General features: G+C 43.7%; 24 protein-coding genes and 3 tRNA genes. 8 read left to right on the top strand and 19 right to left on the bottom strand.

Annotated features, from left to right (window positions below):
* Window positions 1-10: 10 nt before the first annotated feature.
* Window positions 11-721: a DnaA inactivator Hda gene (hda, locus tag L876_RS0100490; protein WP_028761976.1), complete on the bottom strand. Its 711-nt coding sequence runs from the start codon at window positions 719-721 to the stop codon at window positions 11-13.
* Between the two features lie 70 nt (window positions 722-791).
* Window positions 792-1898 (bottom strand): DUF2066 domain-containing protein, encoded by a 1107-nt coding sequence (locus tag L876_RS0100495; protein ID WP_028761977.1) that lies wholly within the window; start codon window positions 1896-1898, stop codon window positions 792-794.
* A gap of 195 nt (window positions 1899-2093) precedes the next feature.
* On the opposite strand from L876_RS0100495, the gene L876_RS0100500 reads away from it, so the two are divergent.
* Entirely contained in the window at window positions 2094-3332 is a 1239-nt protein-coding gene (locus tag L876_RS0100500; RefSeq protein ID WP_028761978.1) for a uracil-xanthine permease family protein, read from the top strand.
* A 79-nt stretch (window positions 3333-3411) separates the two neighbouring features.
* On the opposite strand, the gene grxD is transcribed toward L876_RS0100500, so the two are convergent.
* On the bottom strand, window positions 3412-3762 hold the full coding sequence (grxD, locus tag L876_RS0100505; protein ID WP_028761979.1) for a Grx4 family monothiol glutaredoxin: 351 nt from the start codon (window positions 3760-3762) through the stop codon (window positions 3412-3414).
* Window positions 3763-3993: 231 nt separating this feature from the next.
* On the opposite strand from grxD, the gene sodB reads away from it, so the two are divergent.
* The 4 genes from sodB to L876_RS0100530 all read left to right on the top strand — a co-directional run bounded on the left by sodB (window position 3994) and on the right by L876_RS0100530 (window position 9601).
* A complete protein-coding gene (gene sodB / locus L876_RS0100510; RefSeq protein ID WP_028761980.1) occupies window positions 3994-4578 on the top strand; it encodes a superoxide dismutase [Fe] in 585 nt (194 codons plus the stop codon).
* A 238-nt stretch (window positions 4579-4816) separates the two neighbouring features.
* Window positions 4817-6751, top strand: coding sequence for a PrkA family serine protein kinase (locus L876_RS0100520; RefSeq protein WP_028761982.1), 1935 nt, complete (start codon window positions 4817-4819; stop codon window positions 6749-6751).
* A gap of 49 nt (window positions 6752-6800) precedes the next feature.
* The gene (locus tag L876_RS0100525) at window positions 6801-8069 is read left to right on the top strand and encodes a YeaH/YhbH family protein (protein WP_028761983.1); all 1269 of its coding nucleotides are present in this window, start codon (window positions 6801-6803) and stop codon (window positions 8067-8069) included.
* An 8-nt stretch (window positions 8070-8077) separates the two neighbouring features.
* Entirely contained in the window at window positions 8078-9601 is a 1524-nt protein-coding gene (locus L876_RS0100530) for a SpoVR family protein (protein ID WP_028761984.1), read from the top strand.
* 53 nt (window positions 9602-9654) lie between these two features.
* Here L876_RS0100530 and rplY read toward each other — a convergent pair whose 3' ends face one another.
* From rplY to L876_RS0100590, 12 genes are all read right to left on the bottom strand, one after another.
* Window positions 9655-9945, bottom strand: a complete 291-nt coding sequence (gene rplY, locus L876_RS0100535; RefSeq protein WP_028761985.1) for a 50S ribosomal protein L25 — start codon at window positions 9943-9945, stop codon at window positions 9655-9657.
* Window positions 9946-10068: 123 nt separating this feature from the next.
* Entirely contained in the window at window positions 10069-10617 is a 549-nt protein-coding gene (mepK, locus tag L876_RS0100540; RefSeq protein ID WP_028761986.1) for a peptidoglycan L,D-endopeptidase MepK, read from the bottom strand.
* Window positions 10618-10707: 90 nt separating this feature from the next.
* Window positions 10708-12096 carry a L,D-transpeptidase family protein gene (locus L876_RS0100545; RefSeq protein ID WP_028761987.1) on the bottom strand — a complete coding sequence of 463 codons (1389 nt, stop codon included), beginning with the start codon at window positions 12094-12096 and terminating at the stop codon, window positions 10708-10710.
* Window positions 12097-12205: 109 nt separating this feature from the next.
* On the bottom strand, window positions 12206-12808 hold the full coding sequence (locus tag L876_RS0100550) for a type II secretion system protein (protein WP_282705580.1): 603 nt from the start codon (window positions 12806-12808) through the stop codon (window positions 12206-12208).
* A 142-nt stretch (window positions 12809-12950) separates the two neighbouring features.
* A tRNA-Leu gene (locus L876_RS0100555) sits at window positions 12951-13036 on the bottom strand.
* Between the two features lie 37 nt (window positions 13037-13073).
* Window positions 13074-13147, bottom strand: a tRNA-Cys gene (locus L876_RS0100560).
* A 29-nt stretch (window positions 13148-13176) separates the two neighbouring features.
* Window positions 13177-13252: transfer RNA gene (locus L876_RS0100565), tRNA-Gly, on the bottom strand.
* A gap of 139 nt (window positions 13253-13391) precedes the next feature.
* Window positions 13392-13949 carry a CDP-diacylglycerol--glycerol-3-phosphate 3-phosphatidyltransferase gene (gene pgsA / locus L876_RS0100570; protein ID WP_028761989.1) on the bottom strand — a complete coding sequence of 186 codons (558 nt, stop codon included), beginning with the start codon at window positions 13947-13949 and terminating at the stop codon, window positions 13392-13394.
* A 47-nt stretch (window positions 13950-13996) separates the two neighbouring features.
* Window positions 13997-15826 carry an excinuclease ABC subunit UvrC gene (uvrC, locus tag L876_RS0100575; RefSeq protein WP_028761990.1) on the bottom strand — a complete coding sequence of 610 codons (1830 nt, stop codon included), beginning with the start codon at window positions 15824-15826 and terminating at the stop codon, window positions 13997-13999.
* Between the two features lie 31 nt (window positions 15827-15857).
* The gene (gene uvrY / locus L876_RS0100580; protein WP_028761991.1) at window positions 15858-16502 is read right to left on the bottom strand and encodes a UvrY/SirA/GacA family response regulator transcription factor; all 645 of its coding nucleotides are present in this window, start codon (window positions 16500-16502) and stop codon (window positions 15858-15860) included.
* A 352-nt stretch (window positions 16503-16854) separates the two neighbouring features.
* The gene (gene ushA / locus L876_RS0100585; RefSeq protein WP_028761992.1) at window positions 16855-18570 is read right to left on the bottom strand and encodes a bifunctional UDP-sugar hydrolase/5'-nucleotidase UshA; all 1716 of its coding nucleotides are present in this window, start codon (window positions 18568-18570) and stop codon (window positions 16855-16857) included.
* A 346-nt stretch (window positions 18571-18916) separates the two neighbouring features.
* Window positions 18917-19588 carry an alpha/beta hydrolase gene (locus tag L876_RS0100590; RefSeq protein ID WP_028761993.1) on the bottom strand — a complete coding sequence of 224 codons (672 nt, stop codon included), beginning with the start codon at window positions 19586-19588 and terminating at the stop codon, window positions 18917-18919.
* Window positions 19589-19755: 167 nt separating this feature from the next.
* Here L876_RS0100590 and L876_RS0100595 point away from each other — a divergent pair, with 167 nt between their 5' ends.
* Complete coding sequence (locus L876_RS0100595; RefSeq protein ID WP_028761994.1) at window positions 19756-20748, top strand: glutathione S-transferase family protein; 993 nt, start codon at window positions 19756-19758, stop codon at window positions 20746-20748.
* Here L876_RS0100595 and L876_RS0100600 read toward each other — a convergent pair whose 3' ends face one another.
* The 4 genes from L876_RS0100600 to L876_RS0100615 all read right to left on the bottom strand — a co-directional run bounded on the left by L876_RS0100600 (window position 20749) and on the right by L876_RS0100615 (window position 23772).
* Window positions 20749-20973: a DUF3389 family protein gene (locus tag L876_RS0100600; protein ID WP_028761995.1), complete on the bottom strand. Its 225-nt coding sequence runs from the start codon at window positions 20971-20973 to the stop codon at window positions 20749-20751. It lies immediately after the preceding gene.
* Window positions 20974-21051: 78 nt separating this feature from the next.
* Window positions 21052-21534: an FKBP-type peptidyl-prolyl cis-trans isomerase gene (locus L876_RS0100605; RefSeq protein ID WP_028761996.1), complete on the bottom strand. Its 483-nt coding sequence runs from the start codon at window positions 21532-21534 to the stop codon at window positions 21052-21054.
* A 111-nt stretch (window positions 21535-21645) separates the two neighbouring features.
* Complete coding sequence (locus tag L876_RS0100610; RefSeq protein ID WP_028761997.1) at window positions 21646-22521, bottom strand: WYL domain-containing protein; 876 nt, start codon at window positions 22519-22521, stop codon at window positions 21646-21648.
* Window positions 22522-22584: 63 nt separating this feature from the next.
* Window positions 22585-23772, bottom strand: a complete 1188-nt coding sequence (locus tag L876_RS0100615) for a lytic murein transglycosylase (protein WP_028761998.1) — start codon at window positions 23770-23772, stop codon at window positions 22585-22587.
* Window positions 23773-24029: 257 nt separating this feature from the next.
* Here L876_RS0100615 and L876_RS0100625 point away from each other — a divergent pair, with 257 nt between their 5' ends.
* Together L876_RS0100625 and L876_RS0100630 are read left to right on the top strand one after the other, a co-directional pair.
* The gene (locus tag L876_RS0100625) at window positions 24030-24389 is read left to right on the top strand and encodes a DUF2750 domain-containing protein (protein ID WP_028762000.1); all 360 of its coding nucleotides are present in this window, start codon (window positions 24030-24032) and stop codon (window positions 24387-24389) included.
* A 46-nt stretch (window positions 24390-24435) separates the two neighbouring features.
* The gene (locus L876_RS0100630; RefSeq protein WP_028762001.1) at window positions 24436-25080 is read left to right on the top strand and encodes a hypothetical protein; all 645 of its coding nucleotides are present in this window, start codon (window positions 24436-24438) and stop codon (window positions 25078-25080) included.
* The last annotated feature ends 1 nt before the right edge of the window (window position 25081 follow it).

Consider the following 25081-nt stretch of genomic DNA (forward strand, 5'->3'; position numbering starts at 1 on the left):
CAGCGCTTTTTTATAGTCTTAGCATCTCTTTGACAAAAGGAATCGTCAATTTACGTTGATGGACTAACGAGGCTTTATCAAGTCGGTCAAGTACGTCAAATAGTGTTCGAAGATCGCGTGCCAATCGATTGAGCAAAAACCTGCCAACATCTTCAGGCAGCTGGAGCCCCCGCATTGCCGCCCGTCGCTGTAACGCAACCAACTTTTCATCATCTGCCATAGGTTGCAGCTGATAGGTCAAGCCCCACTGCATTCTTGAAATAAGATCCGGCAGAACAAAGCCGCTATCGACCGCAGAAGCACTAGCGCTTACCACTAATGCGCAGTTTTCCTGTTCAGCGACTCGATTGTAAAGGTCAAACAGTGCTTCTTCCCATAATGGATGTCCAGCAATTGCATCAATATCGTCGATGCAAACTAAGTCAACTAGCTCTAAACCTTCTAGAAGATCGGTCGAGATGCTCGCATGAATACCAAGGGGTAGATAGAAGCTGTTACGATTAAGTTCGTTAGCATGGGCGCAAGTCGCGTGCATTAAATGTGTACGACCAGACTTTACCGGGCCCCAAACATAAACAGCGTTATTGGCGCTACCATCGGCACAGCCTTGTAAGCTTTGAATAAGCTCATCATTACCTGCTGCCGGATAATAACTGTTGAAGGTTTCATCATCGGGCAGATAGACAGGTAATGACAATTGTAAGGGTGAGTTAGATACCACTAATTATGTCTCAAATTCACTCATAAAATAGAAACGGCAATTGCCGACAAATAGGTGCAGCACCTTATCATCAATTTCCTAACCAAATATAGTTGGTAGATTGAGTCTGTGACACTGGTAACGGATCTAAACTTTCATTCGCTATAGGGCGTTGAACAACCTGTTGCCTGATCTTTGATTCAAGGTTGATCAACCGTTGAAGATCGTCCTCTGAACCAAACAGATCCAGTGAAAACTTTGCCGTCACACCCCGTAATGTCGTCAAAGAGACTCTCTTTACCGCACTTAACTGCTGCAAATACTTTTCGATATCCACAAGTTGTTTACGATCTGTAATGTCGATAAAAGTAATTTGAGTCTGTAATGCCTCACCACTATCCGCGACGGCATATTGGCCCACATAATATTCACTCAATGCCAACAGTATTGCCCCCATCGCGCTATCAGCATCAGCAACTTTACCTTCATCTTGGATTAAAGGCGCGAATAACGGTTCGTCTGATACGCTGGGGTACAACGCCATATTGTAGTTCAATAATCCATCGGCGCTGGGTTCAATGGATGCCATAACAAAGTAGTCGGTGTTATAACGCTGCGATGCGGATGCAACCACATCATTAAACATACCACGTACATCATTTGCAGCGATAACCATAGAATCATCGAGATCCATCAGCGGCAACAACACGGGTAATCCTCTTTGGTTGGCCGTAGCTGTAATCGTTTGACGGCTTTCATCGGTCGATGAGTCATTCAAAATCTTACGACTACCATCAGCATCGAGGCTGAGCCAAATTAGGGTAAGCGGACGCTGCTGGCCCCAGACAGGCAATTGTGCATCACGAAGTAAGCGAATAATTTTTTGATGGTCAAAAGAGGCATGAAGATACTGTTCGCCATCAATCTCTTTATAGCCGTACTGACGAATAAGAGAGGTAGGCTTGTTGATACTCGATGCAATACTCGGTGCCATTAACGCGCTTTGGCTGCCAGAATTCTTCAAGATCACATTTTGCAAAGCCTGTTTTAACGCCTCATTTCTGGTCTTAACCGCCCGGTCTTCGACCTTGACGAAACTTTCATCTAATTGAGACACTTCCGCAGCCATAGCGCTGGTTGTCACCGATAATGCTGCAGCACTTAACAGCAATGAAACTAAAAAAGTCGTCCTGAACATCCGTATAAAATCTATAACCGCAAAGAATGGCGCAAGTGTAACATACTCTGTAAAAACATGCCTTCCCCCGATGTGAGAAGCATGGTGTTTTTTGGCTCGCACGCGAGCGTCTTTAAGTAAATGTGATCGACACAGATGCAAATGTAACAACAAGCAGGTAACATTTAGCGGTTTACCTTAAAAAAGAGAATAATAATGAATCGTTTAGCTATACCCCTACAGGGCGCACAAATGCTGTTTGTCGCCTTCGGTGCATTAGTACTTATGCCCTTACTAACGGGATTAGATACCAATGTAGCACTGTTTACCGCTGGTTTCGGTACCCTACTCTTCCAGTTAGTCACCAAACGTCAAATACCCATTTTTCTAGCCTCATCATTCGCATTTATTGCTCCCATCCTTTATGGCGTCCAGACCTGGGGGATCCCTTCAACCATGGGCGGACTGATGGCGGCCGGTTGTGTGTACATCATCCTAGCCAGTTTGGTGAAGGTTCGTGGCGACGGCTTTATTAAACGTCTGCTTCCACCAGTTGTGGTTGGCCCTGTGATTATAGTCATCGGCCTTGGGCTAGCGCCCGTTGCCGTCAATATGGCATTGGGCAAAAGTGGTGACGGCAGCTTAACTTTAGTAGGCGCTAATCAAGCGTTAATTATCTCACTCGCTTCATTATTGACCACTATCGCGGTGGCTATTTTTGCTAAAGGCATCGCTAAGCTTATGCCAATTCTTGCCGGAATTATTGTTGGCTATGGCCTCAGCCTATCGTTTGGCATTGTCGACTTCTCCCCTGTTGTCAACGCCAGCTGGTTTGCTATCCCCAATTTTGTCGCCCCAGAATTCAATTGGCATGCTATTGCCTTTATGATCCCAGTGGCAATAGCGCCCGCCGTTGAGCATATTGGCGACATCTTGGCGATATCAAATGTCACGGGTAAGGATTATATGAAGAAACCAGGCCTACATCGCACCTTATGCGGTGACGGTGTCGCAACCATTGCTGCCTCCGCGCTAGGTGGGCCACCAAATACCACCTATAGCGAAGTCACGGGCGCTGTAACATTAACAAAGAGTTTTGATCCACGTATTATGACTTGGACCGCTATCACCGCTATTACCCTAGCTTTTGTCGGTAAACTCGGCGCCTTAATGCAGACTATCCCCGTGCCAGTGATGGGAGGGATTATGTGCCTCTTATTTGGTTCTATTGCCGCGGTAGGTTTAAATTCGTTAATCAAGAATCAAGTCGATTTAAGCGAACCTAGAAATCTCTGTATTGTTGGCGTCACGCTTGTATTTGGTATAGGTGGGATGGCTTTTGGTATCGGGTCCTTTAGTCTGACTGGTATCAGCTTATGCGGTATCGTTGCAATTACCATGAATCTACTGCTTCCGTTACCAAAACCGGCAACAGAATCAGGGAATCCAAACTGATATAAATTAGTATAAATGAACAAAAAAGCCCTTCTATTGAAGGGCTTTTTTTGGTAAAAAATCGACTTTTAGGCAGCGATTATGCTTGATCTTCGGCCGCAGGATACTTTGCTGCAGTTTCAGAGATAAGCGTTTGTAACTCACCTTTTTGGTACATTTCAGTCAAAATATCACAACCACCAACCAATTCACCTTCAACCCATAACTGTGGGAAGGTTGGCCAGTTTGCATACTTAGGAAGCTCTGAGCGAATATCTGGGTGCTGTAAAATATCAACAAATGCGAATTGCGCACCACAATTGATCATGATCTGTGCAACTTGAGAAGAAAAACCACAGCTCGGTAACTTAGGTGATCCCTTCATATAAACAATGATTGGGTTTTCAGCAATTTGTTGTTTGATCTTTTCTACAGTTTCATTTGTGTCCATGTTTATTCCTAAATATAACAGCTAAACGTCTTAAACAGTTTCGCCTATTGTACGTCAGGTTGGAACAGAACGAAAACCTACTTTTTTCAGGGTTATTTATCTGTTTACTGTATCGATTGCATTAATCGAAAAAATCCACCAAACAATGATTCACATCACAATTTTATCAGGTAGAATGTGGCGCAGTGAGCAAACATATAAAAGACAAATGAATGTCAATGGAGAATACACATGGCTTTTGAATTACCAGCACTTCCTTATGCACAAAACGCGCTCGAGCCCCATATTTCCCAAGAAACCATTGAGTACCATTATGGTAAACATCACAACACCTACGTCGTGAAGTTAAACGGTCTAGTTGAAGGTACTGAACTTGCAGAGAAGAGCCTAGAAGAGATCATTAAGACCTCTACTGGCGGTATTTTCAACAATGCAGCACAAATTTGGAACCACACATTTTACTGGAACTGCCTATCACCAAACGGTGGCGGTGCTGCAACAGGTGAAATCGCAGCTGCTATCGACGCCGCTTTCGGTTCTTTTGATGCGTTTAAAGCTCAGTTCACCGACGCTGCAGTGAACAACTTTGGTAGCGCATGGACTTGGTTAGTTAAGAACGCAGACGGTAGCGTTGCTATCGTTAATACCAGCAATGCCGCTACACCGCTAACAGATGCAGGCGTTACGCCACTGATGACAGTTGACGTGTGGGAGCACGCGTACTACATCGATTACCGTAACGTTCGTCCTGACTATTTAGCACATTTCTGGGAACTCGTTAACTGGGAATTTGTTAACAGCAACTTTGCTGGTTAATCTTAAATTTCGCATTAAAAAGGGAGCCTTATCGGCTCCCTTTTTTATTTCTCACCGACTAATAGATCCAACATTTGTCACCCGCCTGCAGTTGCAATAGTTGCATTTGCAACGTTTTGTTATTGTTTTTATTATGATTTTTCATACTCAGCTCACATTTCCCGTCTATTATTAGAGGTAGGTAACTGATTATCAGTTGCTCCTTAGCACTAATTGTTGGCTTTTCAGGGGGTGGAAAATGGGCATATTTGAGCATTATCAACAACGCTATGAAAAGAAATTAGACGAAGAGTATTCATTGCAAGACTTTCTTGCCATATGTAAAGAGGATCGCATCGCGTATGCATCGGCTGCAGAGCGTTTATTAATCGCAATCGGTGATCCAGAAGTCATCGATACGTCCAAAGATCCAATACTAAGTCGCATCTTTTCTAACAGACTTATCTCACGCTATCCGGCATTCAAAGACTTTTATGGAATGGAAGAAGCGATTGAACAGATAGTCGCATACCTTAAACACTCGGCTCAGGGCTTAGAAGAATCCAAACAGATCCTATATTTGCTTGGGCCTGTCGGCGGAGGTAAATCTTCTCTTGCTGAAAAACTCAAAGCCTTAATGCAGCATGTCCCTATTTATGTGTTAAGTGCCAATGGGGTACGTAGTCCGGTAAACGATCACCCTTTTTGCTTATTCAATCCTGAAGAGGATGGTGAGATTCTCAAAAATGAGTATCAGATACCAGAGCGTTATCTAAAAACTATCATGTCGCCATGGGCTGTTAAACGCTTACATGAATTCGGTGGTGACATTACCCAATTTAAAGTCGTTAAAGTCTACCCTACAATTTTAGATCAAGTGGGTATTGCCAAAACAGAACCAGGTGATGAGAACAATCAGGATATTTCATCTCTTGTCGGTAAAGTCGATATTCGCCAACTCGAACACTTTGCCCAACATGATGCCGACGCATATTCATACTCTGGTGCACTGTGCCGTGCAAACCAAGGTTTAATGGAATTTGTGGAGATGTTTAAGGCCCCGATTAAGGTATTACACCCGTTACTCACAGCTACACAAGAGGGCAACTACAATGGTACAGAAGGCCTTTCTGCACTGCCCTTTAGCGACATCATTTTGGCTCACTCTAACGAATCAGAATGGACTACTTTTAGAAACAATAAAACTAACGAAGCCTTCTTAGATCGGGTATATATAGTCAAAGTGCCCTATTGTCTTCGCGTCTCAGAGGAGATACAGATCTATGAAAAACTCCTGTTTAATTCTGAATTATCTCAAGCGCCATGCGCACCATATACCTTAGAAACCCTTGCCCAATTTAGTGTTCTATCACGGATAAAAACACCTGATAACTCTTCTATTTATTCTAAGATGCGAGTTTATGACGGTGAAAGCCTTAAAGACACAGATCCAAAGGCAAAATCCTATCAAGAGTATCGCGATTATGCTGGCGTAGACGAAGGGATGCAGGGATTGTCTACCCGCTTTGCCTTTAAAATCTTATCCAAAGTTTTTAACTTTGACCACAGTGAAATTGCCGCTAACCCAGTCCACTTGTTCTATGTGCTTGAACGTCAAATAGAGCAAGAACAATTCCCAAGTGAAATGGCTGAACGTTATTTAGAGTTTTTAAAAGGTTATTTAACGCCCAAATATATCGAGTTTATCGGAAAAGAGATTCAAACCGCTTACTTAGAGTCCTACTCTGAATATGGGCAAAATATCTTTGACCGTTATGTCACCTACGCTGATTTTTGGATTCAAGATCAGGAGTATCGCGACCCTGAAACTGGCCAATTATTTGACCGCTCAGCACTAAACGCCGAGTTGGAGAAAATAGAGAAGCCAGCAGGGATCAGTAACCCGAAAGATTTTCGTAATGAAATCGTTAATTTCGTCCTGCGTGCACGGGCCAATAACGACGGTTCCAACCCACTTTGGACCAGCTACGAAAAACTGCGTACCGTCATCGAAAAGAAGATGTTCTCCAACACAGAAGATCTTCTGCCCGTTATCTCCTTTAACGCCAAAACCTCTAACGATGATCAACGAAAACACGATGATTTTGTTAATCGAATGATGGAGAAAGGCTACACCAAAAAGCAAGTAAGACTGTTATCTGAGTGGTATTTACGCGTACGTAAATCATCGTGATAGGCAGAGTTTGGGGAGCATGCTCCCCACTAGTCTTTGGGAGGTGCGCATGGCTAATTTTATTGATAGAAGGCTTAATGCAAAAGGAAAGAGTACGGTAAACCGACAACGATTCATCAATCGATATAAGCAACAGATAAAGAAAGCGGTGAGCGATGCGGTAACACGCCGTAGTGTCACTGACGTCGATAAGGGTGAAAAGATTGGTATACCGACTCGAGACATCAGCGAACCCACTTTTCACCAAGGTCGTGGTGGTGTGCGCGAGCGAGTGCATCCCGGGAATGACCAGTTTTCTCGAGGTGATAAAGTCGATCGGCCTCCTCAAGGCGGTGGTCAAGGTAGTGGCCAAGGTGATGCTTCAAACTCAGGAGAAGGCCAAGATGATTTTGTATTCCAAATTTCTAAAGACGAATACTTAGAGCTACTTTTTGAAGATCTTGAACTGCCTAACTTGCAGAATAATCGTTTAAATAAGTTGGTGGAATATCAAACTTATCGCGCTGGATTTACCAATGATGGCGTGCCAGCAAATATCAATATCGTACGCTCTCTGCGCTCTTCGTTGGCGCGGCGAATCGCAATGTCATCATCTAAAAAAGCTAAGTTGGCCGAGCTTCAAGCTGAACTAGAAACACTTGAATCTACTCCAGGCGCACAAGCTGAGAAGATCTTGACGCTCAAACAAGGCATTGAGGAGCTCAAAAAACAGATAGCCAGAGTGCCATTTATTGATACCTTCGACTTGCGCTATAACAACTTTGCCAAGCGTGAAGTCCCCTCATCTCAAGCGGTAATGTTTTGCCTAATGGATGTCTCCGGTTCAATGGACCAAGCCACTAAAGATATGGCGAAACGTTTCTACATCTTGTTATATCTCTTCTTAACACGTACCTATAAAAACTTAGATGTCGTCTATATCCGTCATCATACTCAAGCCAAAGAGGTTGATGAACATGAGTTTTTTTACTCCCAAGAAACTGGAGGCACTATTGTATCCAGTGCTTTAAAATTAATGCATGAGATTCAAAAAGAGCGCTACCCTGAGAACGAATGGAATATCTACGCCGCCCAAGCCTCGGATGGCGACAACTGGGCCGATGACTCGCCGACTTGTCGAGAACTATTAGAAAAAAAATTGTTACCTGTGGTGCGCTATTTTAGCTACATCGAGATCACAAACCGCGCACACCAAACCCTATGGCGTGAGTATGAAGCCTTACAGAAAGTCCATGACAATATTGCAGTACAGCACATCAAACAAGCAGAAGATATCTATCCGGTATTTAGGGATCTCTTTAAGAAACAAGCAGTATAGGGGGCGCTATGGAATCGAATAAAAACAAAGTGCTAGATGATGGGCCGGATTGGACCTTTGACCTTTTACAGTCCTATTTGACCGAAATTGAACGAGTTGCAGCCCACTATCGTCTTGATAGCTATCAAAATCAAATCGAAGTGATCACAGCAGAACAGATGATGGATGCCTACGCTGGCATAGGAATGCCCATTGGTTACACACATTGGTCGTTTGGCAAAAAATTTATCGAGACAGAACAAGGCTATAAACGCGGCCAAATGGGTTTGGCCTATGAAATTGTCATTAACTCAGATCCCTGTATAGCCTATCTTATGGAAGAAAACACCATCACAATGCAGGCACTAGTAATGGCTCACGCCTGTTTTGGTCACAATAGCTTTTTCAAAGGCAATTACTTATTTAAAACTTGGACCGATGCCACCTCAATTATTGACTATTTGGTATTTGCTAAAAATTATATCAGAGAATGTGAAGAGCGTTTTGGCGCCGAGCAAGTGGAACTGATCATAGACTCTTGTCATGCGCTCATGAGTTACGGAGTTGACCGCTACAAACGCCCCAGTGAAATCTCGTTAAAAGAGGAGAAAGTACGCCAAAAAGAGCGCGAAGAATATCTTCAAAGCCAAGTGAATGACCTCTGGCGCACAATTCCTTTATCGCCAGCCGCTTCCAATGAAAAGCATGTAAGCCATTTCCCCGCAGAGCCACAAGAAAATATTCTCTATTTTATTGAGAAACATGCCCCCTTGCTTGAACCCTGGCAGCGTGAAATCGTGCGTATTGTCAGAAAAATGGGGCAATACTTCTACCCGCAAAAACAAACCCAGGTGATGAATGAAGGTTGGGCAACATTTTGGCACTACACCATTCTCAATCACCTTTACGATGATGGCTTAGTGAGCGATCGATTTATGATCGAATTTCTTAAAAATCACACCAATGTTGTCGCACAGCCTAGCTATAACAGCCCCTATTATAGCGGTATAAACCCCTACGCCTTAGGTTTTAATATGTTTGTCGATATTCGCAGGATCTGCGAACACCCTACCGAAGAGGATAAACGTTGGTTTCCTGATATTGCAGGTAGTAATTGGCTCGACACGCTGCACTTTGCCATGGAAAACTTTAAAGATGAAAGTTTTATTAGCCAATACTTGTCGCCGACCATTATTCGCCAGTTTAAGTTGTTTAGTATTTTAGATGACGACAGAAAAAACTATCTCTCTGTCTCCGCGATTCATGATGACCAAGGTTACCAAGAGATCCGTCACGCACTATCACAACAATATAATCTTTCAAATCTTGAGCCCAATATTCAGGTGCAAGATGTTGCTGTGACAGGCGATCGCTCTCTTACCTTACGCCATGTCCCCAATGACCGTATTCCATTGGATGAAAGCTGTAATGAAGTATTAAAGCATCTGCACCGGCTTTGGGGGTTTGATGTGACATTAGAGGAGGTTAACGAAACTGGTGAGACCAAAATCATAGCCCAATGTCCAGACAAGCAATCTGAAGATAAACCATGATTTTCGAATATAAAAAAAGCGCCATATAGGCGCTTTTCTATTTCAATTCGCTATTAAGCGAAAGTGAAATCCACGTGCTCAACTTGTGGCTTGAACGCGTGACGTTGTAGTGCTTGAACACGAACTTTAACTTCTTTATCGCCTTCTAGAACGATAGTGATATCTGAGCTGTAGAAATCTTCGTTAGCTTGGATATTGATGATGTTTTTGTGTTCGAATTCAATAGAAATTGGTTCTTTGCCCGCACCGTAGATAACAGCAGGAACTTTACCAGCATGACGTAGGCGGCGGCTCGAACCTTTCCCAACTGCAGTGCGGGTTTGTGCGGCGATTGTATAAGACATAATAGACTCACTTATTAAAAATAATTTTAGGTGGTCATCATTTTCGACCAATGATGACCTCATTTAAAGCGAGCGAATACTAGCACATCAATCTTAAGTACACAAATAATACACGACAATGGCTTACCAACTTCTTACCGGCCCAGTATCCACGTGCACAAAGCCCGAATTAGGATAATAGCCAACACCGCCAAGTTTAAGTGAAATGGCCGCATCACGAAGATCTTTAAGGTTCACATCGGGTATCGCAATATCCATTGCCATCCCTTTCATATGATAACTCTTCTTAGCCACGCCATTGCTACGATTGGCAAGCATCTGGTTAGTCTTTGGCGATCGATAGCCAGAGATAACATGATACTCTTTATCAAGATTAAGTGTTTGTTTTAGCGAAAACAAAAGGTCAAACAAGCGCCTATCCATTGGCGCCGCTTCATTTTGTCTATGATCGCGCAGAATATGATCAAAATCAGATAGGGTATTATTTTGGTAATCCCCATCAACCCAATAGCTTCCTTGCCCACGTTCCCCTGTATGTCTATTGTAAAAGCCCAAACTACGAACACCAGTTGTAGAACGACTTGCATATACTTTTGCAGGAACCATTGAAAACATCGCAACGCCACCTAGGCCTAACATCAACTGCCTACGTGCAGGACAAACTATTGTCAAATCAATACCACCGACTACTTTTTAAACAAAACAGCCAACAAACTAAACTGAAATGCAAACAAGATCAAGTGATGATTGTGCAGGAGTCCCTTAAGGTACCTGGGTTTGCGCGCGTATTGTGTTGCTGTTTAACTGATTAGTACGTTGATTTTTATTGTATATATCGTCACGATATTGAGGCGTGTTTTGTCTGTCTAGCCATGATGTCCAATAGACTAGATGTAACGGAAGTTTCTCATCGAACGCAAACCACTGAGTCTTGGTTCGCTCAATTTGCATGTCAACCCAAGTCTGCTTATCCCTTACCAAATGAGACGCCATCCAGTTGGCTAATTGTTCAACTTTCTCAACCCGAATACAGCCAGAAGATAGCGCTCTAATGTCTTTAGCAAAAAGATGTTTATCTGTCGTATCATGCAGATAAATATTATATTGATTAGCAAAGAAAAACTTGTATCTTCCTAGTGTATTACTCTCACCAGGTTTCTGCACTAACCGATAATGAAATGGCCCCTTAGCGATATCTCGCCACTCCTCATCAGATTTAGTCACTTTCTCCCCAGAATAGTCGAACACTTCAAAATCTCTAGCCGTAATGTAACTACCATCTTCTCTTACTTTAGGTAACAGGTCGTATTTAAGTAATCGTCTTGGCACGCGCCAGCTGGGATTAAGCACTAAGTTACTCACTTGACCTTTTATCAATGGCGTTTGTCGATAGGGTTTGCCAACAATCACTTTAGAGCTTAGTGCTATGTTGCCGTGATCGACCAATACCATTTGGTACTCTGGAATATTAATGAGTAAGTAGGTTGATTCGACACTGGCAAGATAGCGATGCTGCTCAACAAAGTTGCTGGCTAACGCTTGGGCCCGCCTAAAAGGACTCCAGTTTAACCACCTCACAGTCGCAGGCCCAATAATACCATCCTGTTTTAATCCATGACGTCGTTGAAACCGAAGAACGGCTTGGTGCAATGATTCCGTAAATGTTCGACTGTCAGTATCTGCTTGAGGGTGATCGCCCAATAAGTTGAGCCTTTTTGAGATCATTGGAATATCGATATGCTGGTCGCCTAAATGTAACCAAACTCCTGGTGCAATCGCTGGCCAAGCCTGGTTTTCTTCCAACCATAGTAAATACTTCAGACGGTTACTTACTTGTAAATAGTTATCGACCTGCGGCTCTGTAGCAAGGGCTTGAGTGTAGGGGTCTTGAAAATGAACTTGTGAGTCAAATCGCGTTTCAATGGCATTATTCTGCCAAAACCCTGCAATAGTAGCACTGGCTTGTTGAATACTCTCAGGGGAGCTTGAAGCCAGCTCTATTTTTAGTTGGCGCATCTCGTCATTGGGGCTCGCTAGCAAAATAAAATCGAGCTGGTTTAACAGCAGTTTATTTGCAGCGGCCAACCGCTCGTCACCCGTTGACGTAAAGCTGACGAGCAACACCAAACTTAAAATCATCCATCGCACCATAAATCCTCCTAGATATATTATGGTGCATAGATTCAATTCTGGCCTAGACAACTAAAGATGTATTTTAGAAGTCAGTTAACTATCTCTGTTTATACAAAAACTTAAGATTTTAGCCAAGTGTTACACGGCTAATGATAGTTTTCCCTGTATAAGGGTAGTAACTGAGTTGCCAATTCTTGGCGCCTTTAGTGCGATCATCAGCAATATAGTTAAAGTAGCAACGCGTACCTGGATCGGAAACTAGGCCACCTGAGTACCAATAGATGATATCTGTATCACCACCAAAAGAGGCATCCTCGTGCCGGGCTAGCTTAAAGTCGTCATTATCTAATAACCCTTGCCAAAGTTGTCTACAAAAATCACCTTGAAGCTGTTGACCGTTACTTCCAGATCCTTGTGTATCACGACCGAGTGCGAAACCTGTAACCGTTGAGTCGATATCACCTTCACCAAAGCAAGCGAGATCTGTCACTGCACCGACTGCCCCTGCCGTTAACCAACAACTATGATAAAGCGAGGCCGCCGTACTAAATGATCCAAACGCACTTTTTGCGACACTGTCATGAGCATCTTGTCCGAGGTTGATAAAGCGAGGCAGAGCAACAATCGCCAAGATGGCGAGAATAACAATAACGACAACTAACTCGATAAGGGTAAAACCATTTCTCTTATACAAGGCCATAGAACCCACGTCACTAACAAAGATATACATTATACGCCAAATGAGTTGGATTGGGCAGTTAAGTTAACCAGCAAAGCGCTAATAACAAACATCCATTAAGGCTACTATTACTCATCGTGGCAACCAACAAAAAAGCCTCAACATACGTTGAGGCTTTTTTGTCATCTTAAGATGGTACCCGTGGCCAGACTTGAACTGGCACGCTTATTCAGCGAGGGATTTTAAATCCCTTGTGTCTACCGATTCCACCACACGGGCAATGTGTGTTTTATCGCTACTGCGTTAAAACTTAAAGTGGAGGCGCGACCCGGAGTCGAACCGAGATCGACGGATTTGCAATCCGCAGCATAGCCATTCTGCCATCGCGCCTTTTGAATAACCTAACCAATCTAAAAGATTGGAGCGACATATCGGGTTCGAACCGATGACCTATACCTTGGCAAGGTATCGCTCTACCAACTGAGCTAATGTCGCCTTTTGTATCCAACTGCAATCATATTAAACGCTATGTTTCCCCTGACTGCGGAATGGCATTCTACCGATTTACGCCTCAGTGTCAACGCCATATTTTGTATTAACCAACCGTTTGAACACTTAGTGATCGCATTGCATTTTAATTGTGCGATTCGTCGGTTAAATCACTCCAAGCAGCCATTATGTAGCTGACCATAGACCAAAAAGTCAGTATTGCGGCAACATAAAAGAGTGCAATCGCTGTATAAGTCAAAAATTCATTAGGACGCCAAATAAGCCCAACAATTGCCACCATCTGTGCAGCCGTTTTATATTTGCCAATCCAGGATACTGCTACTGCGCCGCGCTTGCCAATCTCAGCCATCCACTCACGTAATGCAGATATCACGATTTCACGGCCAATCATAAACAATGCAGGTAACGTTAACCAAATATGGTTGTATTCAGCCACCAATAACACTAAGGCTGTAGTAACCATTATCTTATCGGCGACGGGATCTAAAAAAGCACCAAAGCGAGTCGATTGTTTTAATTTACGCGCTGCATAGCCATCTAGCGCATCGGTGACCGCTGCCAACCAAAAAACAAATGCCGCAGCAAATGGCGACCAAGAGTAGCTCGTATAAAAAAGAACAACGAAAACAGGTAATAAAAGCAACCTGAAAAGAGTAAGTGCTATCGGAACATTAAACGGCATCATAAAACCAATTTTTTAAAAGCAGCGCCAATCTTGCCTTAATTTTGTTACCCTCGCAATGCATCATGTATTGTTTGTGCCATTTCTAAGCTAATACCTGGTACTTTTGCCAATTCAGCCACACTAGCCCCTTTAACTTGTTGCAATCCCCCCAAATATTGGAGCAGTGCTTTACGCCGTTTGGGCCCGACGCCAGCAATAGACTCAAGGCTTGATGTATTGCGGGTTTTCTGACGCTTATTTCGATGACCCGTGATGGCAAAGCGATGGGATTCATCACGAATATGTTGAATTAAGTGCAACGCACCAGAATCTGCTGGCAAATTAAAGGCTATCTCATTTTCACCATAAATTAACGTTTCCAGTCCAGGTTTTCGCCCTTCTCCTTTGGCGATACCAATCAACGTGGGGGCCACATCAAGGTGAACAAATTTTTCATTAACCACCTTCTGCGCAATTCGGAGCTGCCCTATTCCGCCATCAATAAACAAGATGTCAGGAATTTTCCCTGAGGCATCAATCTTATCAAAGCGCCTTGAGATGGCTTGCTTCATAGCTGCGTAGTCATCCCCTGGCGTAATGTCGTTAATGTTATAACGCCGATAATCAGCTTTACTCGGCCCTTGACGGTTAAATACAACGCAGGAGGCTACGGTACTTTCTCCCATCGTATGACTGATATCAAAACACTCCATACGCGCAATGGCTTGGCTTTGCTCCAAGGCTTCTTCTAACAATAAAAAGCGCTCTTCTACGGTATTTTGATGGGATAAACGCGTTTCAACTGCATGATGAGCGTTGGTTTCGGCGATACGTAAAAAGCTGGCTCGCTCGCTACGTACTTTGGTTTTTATCGCAACGCTTTTTGATAATGCTTGCTCTATCGCCAATTCAAGTTCATGAATATCATCAAACGCATGGCTAACAATAATCTCTTTGGGCAAAGTGCGTTGACTGTCAAAGTTGAGATAAAATTGCAGCATAAATGCCCGCAAAATTTCTGACAACTCAGTTTTATCGGGTATTGCAGGATAATAGCTACGACTACCAAATATTTTTCCGCTGCGAATAAACAACAGATGAAAGCAGGCAATCCCAGAGGAGTAATAGACACCAATTACATCCATGTCTCCACTATCGTTTGAAACTTCTTGCTGCTCGGCTACCCGCCGCAGAGCACTGATCTGATCACGATACCGCGCAGCGTCTTCAAACTGAAGGGATTGTGAGGCTGTTTCCATCTTCCCTACTAGCTCGCCAACCACTTGCTGATCTTTGCCTTTTAGAAAAAGGGTCGCTAACTTGACCTGCTCTTGATACTCCTCATCAGAAACCTTTGCCACACATGGACCACTGCAGCGTGCGATCTGATATTGCAAACAGGGACGAGAGCGAGCTTTGTAATAGAGATCATCACATTGTCGGATGGGAAACAGTTTCTGCATTAGGTGCAGGCTTTCTCTCACGGCCCCACCATTGGGATAAGGCCCAAAATAGTGGCCCTTTTCGCGCTGAGGCCCCCTGTGGTAGGCGAGTCGCGGATGTTTGTGGCCACTTAAAAAAATATAGGGATACGACTTATCATCTCTCAGTAGCACATTGTATTTGGGCATGTACTGCTTAATATAATCATTCTCAAGGATCAGTGCATCGGTTTCACTGTGGGTTAATGTCACATCAATATTAGCGATGTGGGAGACTAAGGCTTGAGTCTTTACATTAGGTAGGTTGCGTCTGAAATAGGAACTGAGACGCTTCTTTAAATCTTTAGCCTTGCCAACATAAATAACGCTTCCGCGAGCATCATACATGCGGTAGACGCCTGCAGAAGAGGAAACCGATTTAAGAAACAGTGCCGCATTAAAAGAGTCAGTCATTCGCTATGCTTGTCTGTTTAGCTTTAGTCAGTTAAAACTGGCCAGTATCGAGCATTTTGTAGCGAATCGCTAACCGCGTTAACTCTACATCACCACTGATCCCCAATTTCGCGAACAGGCGATAACGATAGCTGTTCACTGTTTTAGGACTCAAATTAAGTTGCTCGGAGATATCACTGACTTTTTCACCACTGGTGATCATCATCATGATCTGCAACTCTCTTTCGGACAGCGATTTAAAAGGGTTTTCTTCAGTTTGACTAAATTGACTTAAGGCCATCTGCTGGGCTATCTCTGGCGACAAATAACGTTGACCGTGGGCAACTTGTCTAATCGCTTGAATCACCTCAGGTGGCGTCGCCCCTTTGGTCAAATATCCTGACGCGCCCGCTTGCATCACTTTAGTTGGGAAGGGATCTTCACTGTGTATGGTCAAAACAATAATTTTAGCATGGGACTGATAGCGTAAAATCTTACGGGTCGCCTCAAGTCCACCAATGCCAGGCATATTCATATCCATCAGAATCACGTCGGCTTCATTGTTACGACACCACTGCACTGCAGCTTCGCCATCACCAGCTTCGCCCACCACTTTAATGCCACGCTCATCCTCGAGAATACGACGAATGCCCGTTCTAACTAATTCATGATCATCAACCAAATATACAGATATCAACTTAACTCTACCCTGATAGCGAATACTAAACCGACATTGGTTTACGTAGGATAACACAAAGTAATTTATCCCAATTGTTGCGAATAAGAAAGCATAATGTGGTTTTGTATAAGCTTATGAATTATAAGTGAACTATATTTTTATTTATGCACAAATAATCAGCAGGTATCACAGGCTTATATACAATTGCTGGACACCTAAACATGAAATGAAACGATAGAGAAAGCCTAAAGCGAAAAAAGGCAACACAGAGGCTGCCTTACATAAACATATATCTGTCACCTGAAAACGAAAGTCATCACAGCACGAGCATTCTACTCTAGGCACTTACAATCAATGTATTAGATCAAGCTTAGTTGCCTGCACAGCTATTAACTAATGCCCCCCCCTTGTGAAACTGAAGCTGACCGTCAACGGGTGCATAGTCTGCGACCTTCAAATTGGGATGGTTGACAAAATATTCACGAAACACTGATGCATCGGTAAGCTGCGTATCGATATAATTTGGATGCTGATTGATGACAGGGTAATCATCACCGCCCGCAGCACTAAAGTGGATTAGCGCAAACGTGTAGTTTTGTGCTAAGTCGAACGCCCTCCCCCCTAGTTGTGCAATATCAACCTTACCAGCGTCACAATCAACATCCATTCTTACTGAGTTGAGTTGTGGGTACCCACCACCTGTTTTAACCGCTATCTCGGCAAGGTAATCTTCAACCTCTTCACCACTCATGGTCACATATGAGACAAAATTACCAAAAGGTTGTACCGTTAGCACGTCTCGATAGGAGATATCCCCCGCCTCAATCGATGCACGTATCCCGCCTGAGTTCATCACCCCAAAGTCAGCAGTTACCGCAAAATTGTCAGTAATGAATTGTGAGTAGGCGGTTGTTAATAACTGACCTAAGTTGGTTTGTTGCGCCCTAACAACCTCTCGGTCACCTTCAAAACGGCCATCGGTATGAGAAATAACGACATCGAGCAGTTCTTGGCCGCGTTCTTGATAAGGCTTTAAGGTCTCGTAAACAAATGAATCAGGCGTGATCTCTTGGGTGGCGTACTCTAGATCCCCATCCTCATTTTCAACCTTTAAATTGATAGGGATCAGCTGATAGTTGGCTAACGTCAGCTTACCGTCCATGTATTCAAAATCAGCACGCCCGACATACTTGCCCCATTCATGAGCTTGCATGATAAAGGTATCATTTTGAAAGTCAGGTTTACAGGTATCACCTGGCGTGAAGTCGGCATACTCATCACCCTCCATACACACTGGGTTTTGCGAATGGCCACCAATAATAGCTTGTAACTTGCCTTGCTCAACAGAGCGCGCCAGCATCACATCTCCCGGTGCTTCTGTACCATGATTACCATCGGCATAGTGCCCCATATGGGTTAGTGCAAACACCATGTCAACGGATTCATTTTGCTCAATCTCAGCTAATACTTTAGGTAATTCGAGTTGAGGGTCGGTAAAGGTTAAACTCCCTACATTTTCAGGGTTGGTCACTTTGGGGGTGTCAATTGTCGTGAAGCCAATAATGGCAATCTTTAACCCATTTACCTCAAATACTCGATACGGTTCAAAATAGCGCTCATTACTATCTTTGTAATAGATATTCGCCGCAAGCATTGGAAAATTCGCCAACGTTTGCTGCATATCTAAGGTACTCAGTGGGTTATCAAACTCATGATTACCTACTGCCATCGCATCATAGCCAAGTAGGTTCATACCAACAAAATCAGGAATAGCTTGCTGCATATCGGATTCAGGGACACCGGTGTTGATATCGCCACCAGAAAGTAAAATCGTTTCACCGCCATTACGCTCAACTTCATCACGAATTTTCGCAATCACCGTCTTGCGCGCCGCCATGCCGTACTCACCATTACTGTTTTGCCAGAAACGACCATGATTATCATTAGTATGAATAAGCGTAAAGGTTTTACAGCCATCTCCCGCCGCTTCGCATGCCGTTTCTACTTTATCATCGCTACTATTACAACCAACCAACACTGCTAAGACAGTGGTTGCTAATATACTTTTAAGCCATTTACTATTCATCACATCAACCCTAGTTATCATTATTAATCACCAAATATTGAATTGGCATCAGAAGGTTAAACCGCGATGAATATAGCAAAACAAGTTACATAAAATGTGACTATTCCAAATAAAAACAGCAACTTAAAGCAAAGTATTAACATTAATTGTTTTCTTGATGAAAGTAATCACCATAGCAACAAGTTATTGATGACATTTACCATGATTTAGATAGCATTTATTTTGATTCAACTCATTGAATATCAGCAACTTAAAATAATAAAAAAAAGGCGACACCTTCCTAATTACAGAACAATGCCGCCAATTAATATACAGTCCTTAAAATAAGCAAAAACTTAAAACCAACTTATTTGAGACGCGCAAGCAACCATTTACCAATATCTTGTAACTGATTAGGAACAACACTGTGCGCCATTGGATACGTCTGCCACTGGGTTTGATACCCCGCGGCAGAAATCAGGTCAAAAGCCTGCTTACCTGCTTGCATTGGCACCACATCATCTTGCTCGCCATGCTGCTGCAAGATAGGTGTATTACGATTAGCATCACTCAATTGATCGGGGAGTTGCGTACCTGTGGGTAAGTAACAGGATAGCGCCATGATGCCCGCTAAGGCATGAGGGTACCGTAGGCCAGTAAACAGACTCATTACGCCACCTTGACTAAAGCCTGCTAATACAATTTTATTCGCTGGAATACCTAATGCCATTTGTTCATCAATGAGCGCATTAATGGCCACTTCAGATAGCTGTACACCAGCCATATCGGCTCGGTTTTCAAGCTCCATTCCTTTGATGTCATACCAAGCTGGCATCACGTAACCTTGGTTAATGGTGACAGAAATGCTTGGCGCATGAGGAAAAACAAACCTAACTCCTATGGTATCTGGAAGGCCGAGTAACGGTACTACTGGCGCAAAACCCGCGCCGGAGTCACCGAGGCCATGTAACCAGATCACACAAGACTTGGCTTGCTGCTGGGGTTCTATCGTAATTCGCTCTAATGGTTGGCTCGACATTTATCTTCCTTTAAACGGCAAAATTTTTGATGGCGCAGATCATAGCAGGATAACTGCAGCGACCCCAACAGTTCTAAAACATCGAATGATTAAACCGCTAATATGTGCTTTTATATCGACATTCTGCAACCTAAACTAGGTTTCAACAGTGATAACAGGAAGCGATAATGGGCCTTTTACAAAACGGCAAGTGGGTCGATAAGTGGTACTCTACCGATAAAAATGAAGGGAACTTTGAACGAGAAGACGCCATTTTTCGTCAACAGATCTGTGCGCCAAGTGACGGCAAGCCAACACCAAGGTTTACGCCTGAATCCCAGCGCTATCATCTTTATGTGTCTCTGGCTTGCCCTTGGGCACACAGGACACTGATCTTCCGAGAACTCAAAGCATTGCAATCCCATATCGGTGTGACCACAGTAGAACCCCATATGCTTGCCAACGGCTGGGAGTTTAGCGGCCCTAAGCAGAGTGAGATAGCCAGCCATATTAACGGCGCTGAAAGCGACAGACTCAATGGCAAAGATTTCTTATATGAGATTTACCAAACAGCCAAACCAGATTACAGTGGCCGCGTAACCGTGCCTGTATTGTGGGATAAATCCTTAAACACCATTGTCAGTAACGAATCATCTGAAATCATCAGAATGTTTAATAGTGAGTTTAATACGTTGACGGGTAACGAATTAGATTTTTACCCAAAAGCATTACGAAATGAGATTGACCAGATCAATGCATGGATCTACAGCGATATTAATAATGGTGTCTATCGCTGTGGCTTTGCGACCACACAATCTGCCTATAATACCGCCTTTGACAAAATTTTTAGTGCATTAGATAGAGTCGAAGCGTTACTCAGCAAGCAAAAGTTTCTGGTAGGAGACACCTTAACGGAGGCTGATTGGCGGCTATTTACCACCTTAATCCGCTTTGACGCAGTTTATGTGGGCCACTTTAAAACCAATCGAAATCGTATTGCTGACATGAGTGCAATTCAGCACTATATGAAGGCGTTATATCAGTATCCAAATATTGCCAAGACGGTAAACTTTGAACATATAAAGCAGCATTATTACTTCAGCCATGGACAAATCAACCCCACAAGGGTTGTACCAAACGGTCCGCAACTGGATCTATTATCGGCACATAATCGCGGTTAGTTACAGATCAAGCCCAAGCTCGGTCGCAACAACCTCCATCTGTGTCAATGAGTCAAGTTTACAGTGCCAACGTACCGCGCCAGCATCGGCTACGATCATCAATGCATCACTAATTAGCTTAATATCTTCGGCCATTGCATAAAGCGTCACCGGTAAGGCCGTTAGCTTAATCTGCAACTCAAAAGGGGATAAAATAAGCTTGCCTTGCGTAAAATCTAACACCATAAAACGACTCCAGTGAAGGCACAAAAAATAAAACCCAAACAACTGTTTGGGTTTATATCACATCATTAACCTACTCGCTTAGTGGTGATGACCACCTACACCATGGGCATGACCATGGGCAATCTCTTCGTCGGTAGCATCACGCGCGTCAACAACATCAAGATCAAACGTTAACTCGCGACCCGCTAATGGGTGGTTTACATCGACGGTGGCCATAAACTTGCCCACCTTAATGATGGTCACTTGGCGTTGTCCTTGATCAGTATTAATCAGTGCACGCATGCCCGCTTTCCACACTTTTGCGCCTTGCAGATGTTTAACAGAAACACGCTGCTCTGCATCTTCATTACGAACACCGTAAGTCTGTTCAGGAGGTAAGGTAACCGAGAATTTGTCACCAATTTCGCGTCCAGCGATCGCATTTTCAACTCCTGGCATCATATTGTCATGGCCATGAAGATACGCAATTGGGTCTAAACCTTCATTGGTCTCTAATACTTCACCCGCTTCATCACGAAGGGTGTAGTTAAACTGAACAACCATATCATCTTTAATGCTCATCAGATTTCCTTGAATCTCTATCAAATTTAATTGCGACGCAGCTTAACAAATGTTGCGCTGTTGCTCTAGCGCTATTATTGCGCCTCAAGCCTCTCTTTAAACAAGCTGGCGCTATCTTACCTTGGCACCAGGCACAATAGCCAAATGTTCGATTTTCGCCAACACATCAGTGTTATCTAGGGCCAGCTGACAAACGCCAGTGCGAATTTGATGTCCTATAGAACAATCAACGCTCCATTGACGTAATAAGTAGCCCGCTAACGCGGCACGACTACTGATGACTAACTGCCCATCACGCATTTGATAGTCTAGTGCAATAGCTTCTCCATGCTTAAGACTTGGGTGAGGAATCAACACCAATTCCACAAGTTGCTGCCAATGTTGGTCTAGCGCGGCAAGTTCATGATCGTAGGGCTCAATGCTTGACACCCCGACAGATTTTATTCGCGTCACGACAAAGTCTGTAAAAATCTGATGATGACGGTCAAATGCTCTTACGTGCCAACGCTGACCATTATTAACTAATGTATGGGGTACCACTTCTCGCTGTGTCTCACCTGAAGATACCGACACATAAGTCATTGCGATCGCACGCTGATGCTGTATGGCCCGCATCAGCGCGGCAATGATCTCTGTATTAGGGTGAATAAGCTGAACGGCGGCAATACAGATTTGGCTGGGTTCAACAGGATGTGACAAACCATCACCAAATCCGTTAGCAAGCCCATGCAAAATCACTTCCGGATCGTGGTCAAACAGAGGCTTAAATGTATCACAGCGATGATAACGTTTAGTTTGATGAACCAACTGCATGCTTTGGGGTGCTAACGCCTTATAACTGGCAAGATCTCGTGTTGCAGCCGCTAAACCTGTAGCAAACTTTGCAATAAGATCTTGACGCGAAACCTGCGCAAAGTATTGCAAACTAAAATCAATAAACGCCAATCGCTGACGTTGACCATGAGACAGTTTGTCCATCACATCCATGAGCTAATACCTCGACACCATAACGAAACGTTTTTACACCACACAGAGCACACCCTGCAGGAACTATTGTATTCCAAGCGACTTAAACGTCTGATCGCTAGGGAAACCATCAGCAATTAAGCCGACACTGCGTTGATAAGCTTGCAAACCCGCACGAGAATTGGTCCCTAACACACCATCGGGCTTACCAACATCAAAGCCCTTGTCATTAAGCGCACTTTGTAACTGCTTTAATCTTTCGCGGCTGATATTATCTTGCTTTGGTGGTGCCACTGTCAGCGGCGCCCCACCATTAATCCTATCGGCTAAGTTGCCCACCGCAATTGCATAAAATTCAGAACGATTCCAGCGCATAATCACATCAAAGTTGCTGTATCCAAGAAATGCGGGACCTGCATGGCCAGCAGGTACATATAAGGACGCCTGCATATCAGGCGTTGCCAATGGTTGTCCATTGGCCTGGGTAATACCCGTTGTCGCCCACTGTGTAAGTGGCTGCGCTTGTTTACGTCCTAGTTGACTAAAGTCATAGTTTGCAGGCAATCGAACCTCTCTGCCCCAGCGTTCATTACGCACCCAGCCTAACTGATTGAGAAAGTTGGCGGCCGATGTTAATGCGTCAGTAGTACTGTTCCACAAATCTGCTTTGCCATCATCATCGGCATCAATAGCGTATTTTGCATAGGCAGAAGGCATAAACTGCGTATGACCCATCGCCCCCGCCCATGAACCTACCATATCTTTGGTATCAAACTGATAAGCTTGCTTTAATTTTAATGCCTGAATGAGTTCGCCAGTAAAGTAGTTGCTGCGTCTTGGGTCGCACGCCAAGGTAGTCAATGAATCAATAACAGGCATTTTACCCTTGTAAGAACCAAAGTTTGTCTCTAACCCCCAAAAAGCCATCAAATATTGTGGCGGTATGCCGTACTCTTGCTGTAACTGTTTTAGCAAGACGCGATGTTCTTTCAGCAGTCGGCGCCCTTCTTTCACGCGCCAATCCGTAACACGCTTAGTGAAATAGTTATCAAAGGTTTGACTAAATTCAGGTTGTTTCTTATCAAGCTCAATCACTCGAGTGACATACTTAACCTGCCCCAAAGTCTGTTCAATGGTCGTTTGGGAGACACCCGCTTGCGTCGCTTTCTCTTTTAATGAGGCCACGCAACTGTCAAATTCATTTGCCGTCGCATTAAGGCTACTCACCCCAGAAACCAAGAGTGCAGAGGCGATAGTGAGCAATGTTTTCAAATTGGATACTCCTAGATAATCAGCGGTTGGTTATACTCGCCACCTTGAAACTGACCAACCTTAAAAAGAGATAGCGATAAGACATCATAACGATTGGTACTGTTTATACTAGATTTTTTATCGCAATTTAATTCACCTGCTAGGCTTTTATCTGTAAGCGGCCAATTAGTGCGCTTTTTTACTAAACTATCACTTGGCTGACTCATTACTTGACGTATAATGGGGCGTTTTTTTAACAAACTTCAAAGAGATCGAACATGACTGACAGCAATCCCGTTTTAGTAAGTTTTATTGAAAACGTAAAAGAGCACCAAGCCGTTTGGGGTCTTCAGGACGAAACTGGTGAAGGTTGGGTAGTTTGCGACTCTTCAGAGTATGAAGAAACTGACGTCATGCCGTTATGGTCAAGCCAAGATCTAGCAAGAATACACTGCACTGAAGAGTGGAAGAACTATCAGCCAGTATCAATTAGCCTAGAAGAATTTCTTGAGTATTGGGTGAGCGACCTTCATGATGATGGCGTACTCATTGGTGTTGACTGGGTAGCCGAACAAGAATGCCTAGAACTTGACCCGATTGCAGTGGCCAAGACATTAGTTGATATCGAAAAAGAATAAGTTTCATCCGGTGCCAAATACGCCAATAGCAGACAAGGGTTAAACCTTGTCTGCATTATTTCCATTGATTGATATCCCGTTCACTCAACGCCACACCTGTTGGTTTTGCAGTGAACCATGCAATGCGATATTTAACTATCAAGCGCACCACTACACGCCACATCCATCACTCTCCCTTCCTTGCTGTAAAGAGTGTCTATCATTTGCATCAAAAGCTCCGTTAACCTCAATTTGGGACTGTCAAATGGCAGTCAAAGATGAACTTATGCGACGCTATGCCAAACATTTGGCCATAGGTGAAAATTGGACTGAACAGGAGTTAGCCGAATCTGAGTTCTCTTGTAAAGTATTTGAAGGGTTTAAAAAGAGTGCATGGTTTATGTACCAAGTCGCCAAACAGCGAGTATCAGCCTCTGGGTGGCCATTGAGTCTGAATGGTGTCAGTTTAGACGCCAGTCAGTACGATCTTGGCTTCATGTTTGACGGTGTCAATTACACATCAATCTCAAGCGCAGTGGAGCACTACAGCAACATGCTAGGCTTAGACAAACTATTTTTGCAGGATCTAGTGAGCTTAGTAGGCCGAGAACGATTTGGCTATGCCGTCAGAATCTGTCGGATCAATATCGTTTCAACCAAAGCGGTGAAGCGACAGGTACTGGCGGATATGAGTAACGAGTTAAACGATTAAC

Origin of the sequence: Shewanella colwelliana ATCC 39565, from assembly GCF_000518705.1 — a bacterium.
In the GTDB taxonomy this organism is placed as follows: domain Bacteria; phylum Pseudomonadota; class Gammaproteobacteria; order Enterobacterales; family Shewanellaceae; genus Shewanella; species Shewanella colwelliana.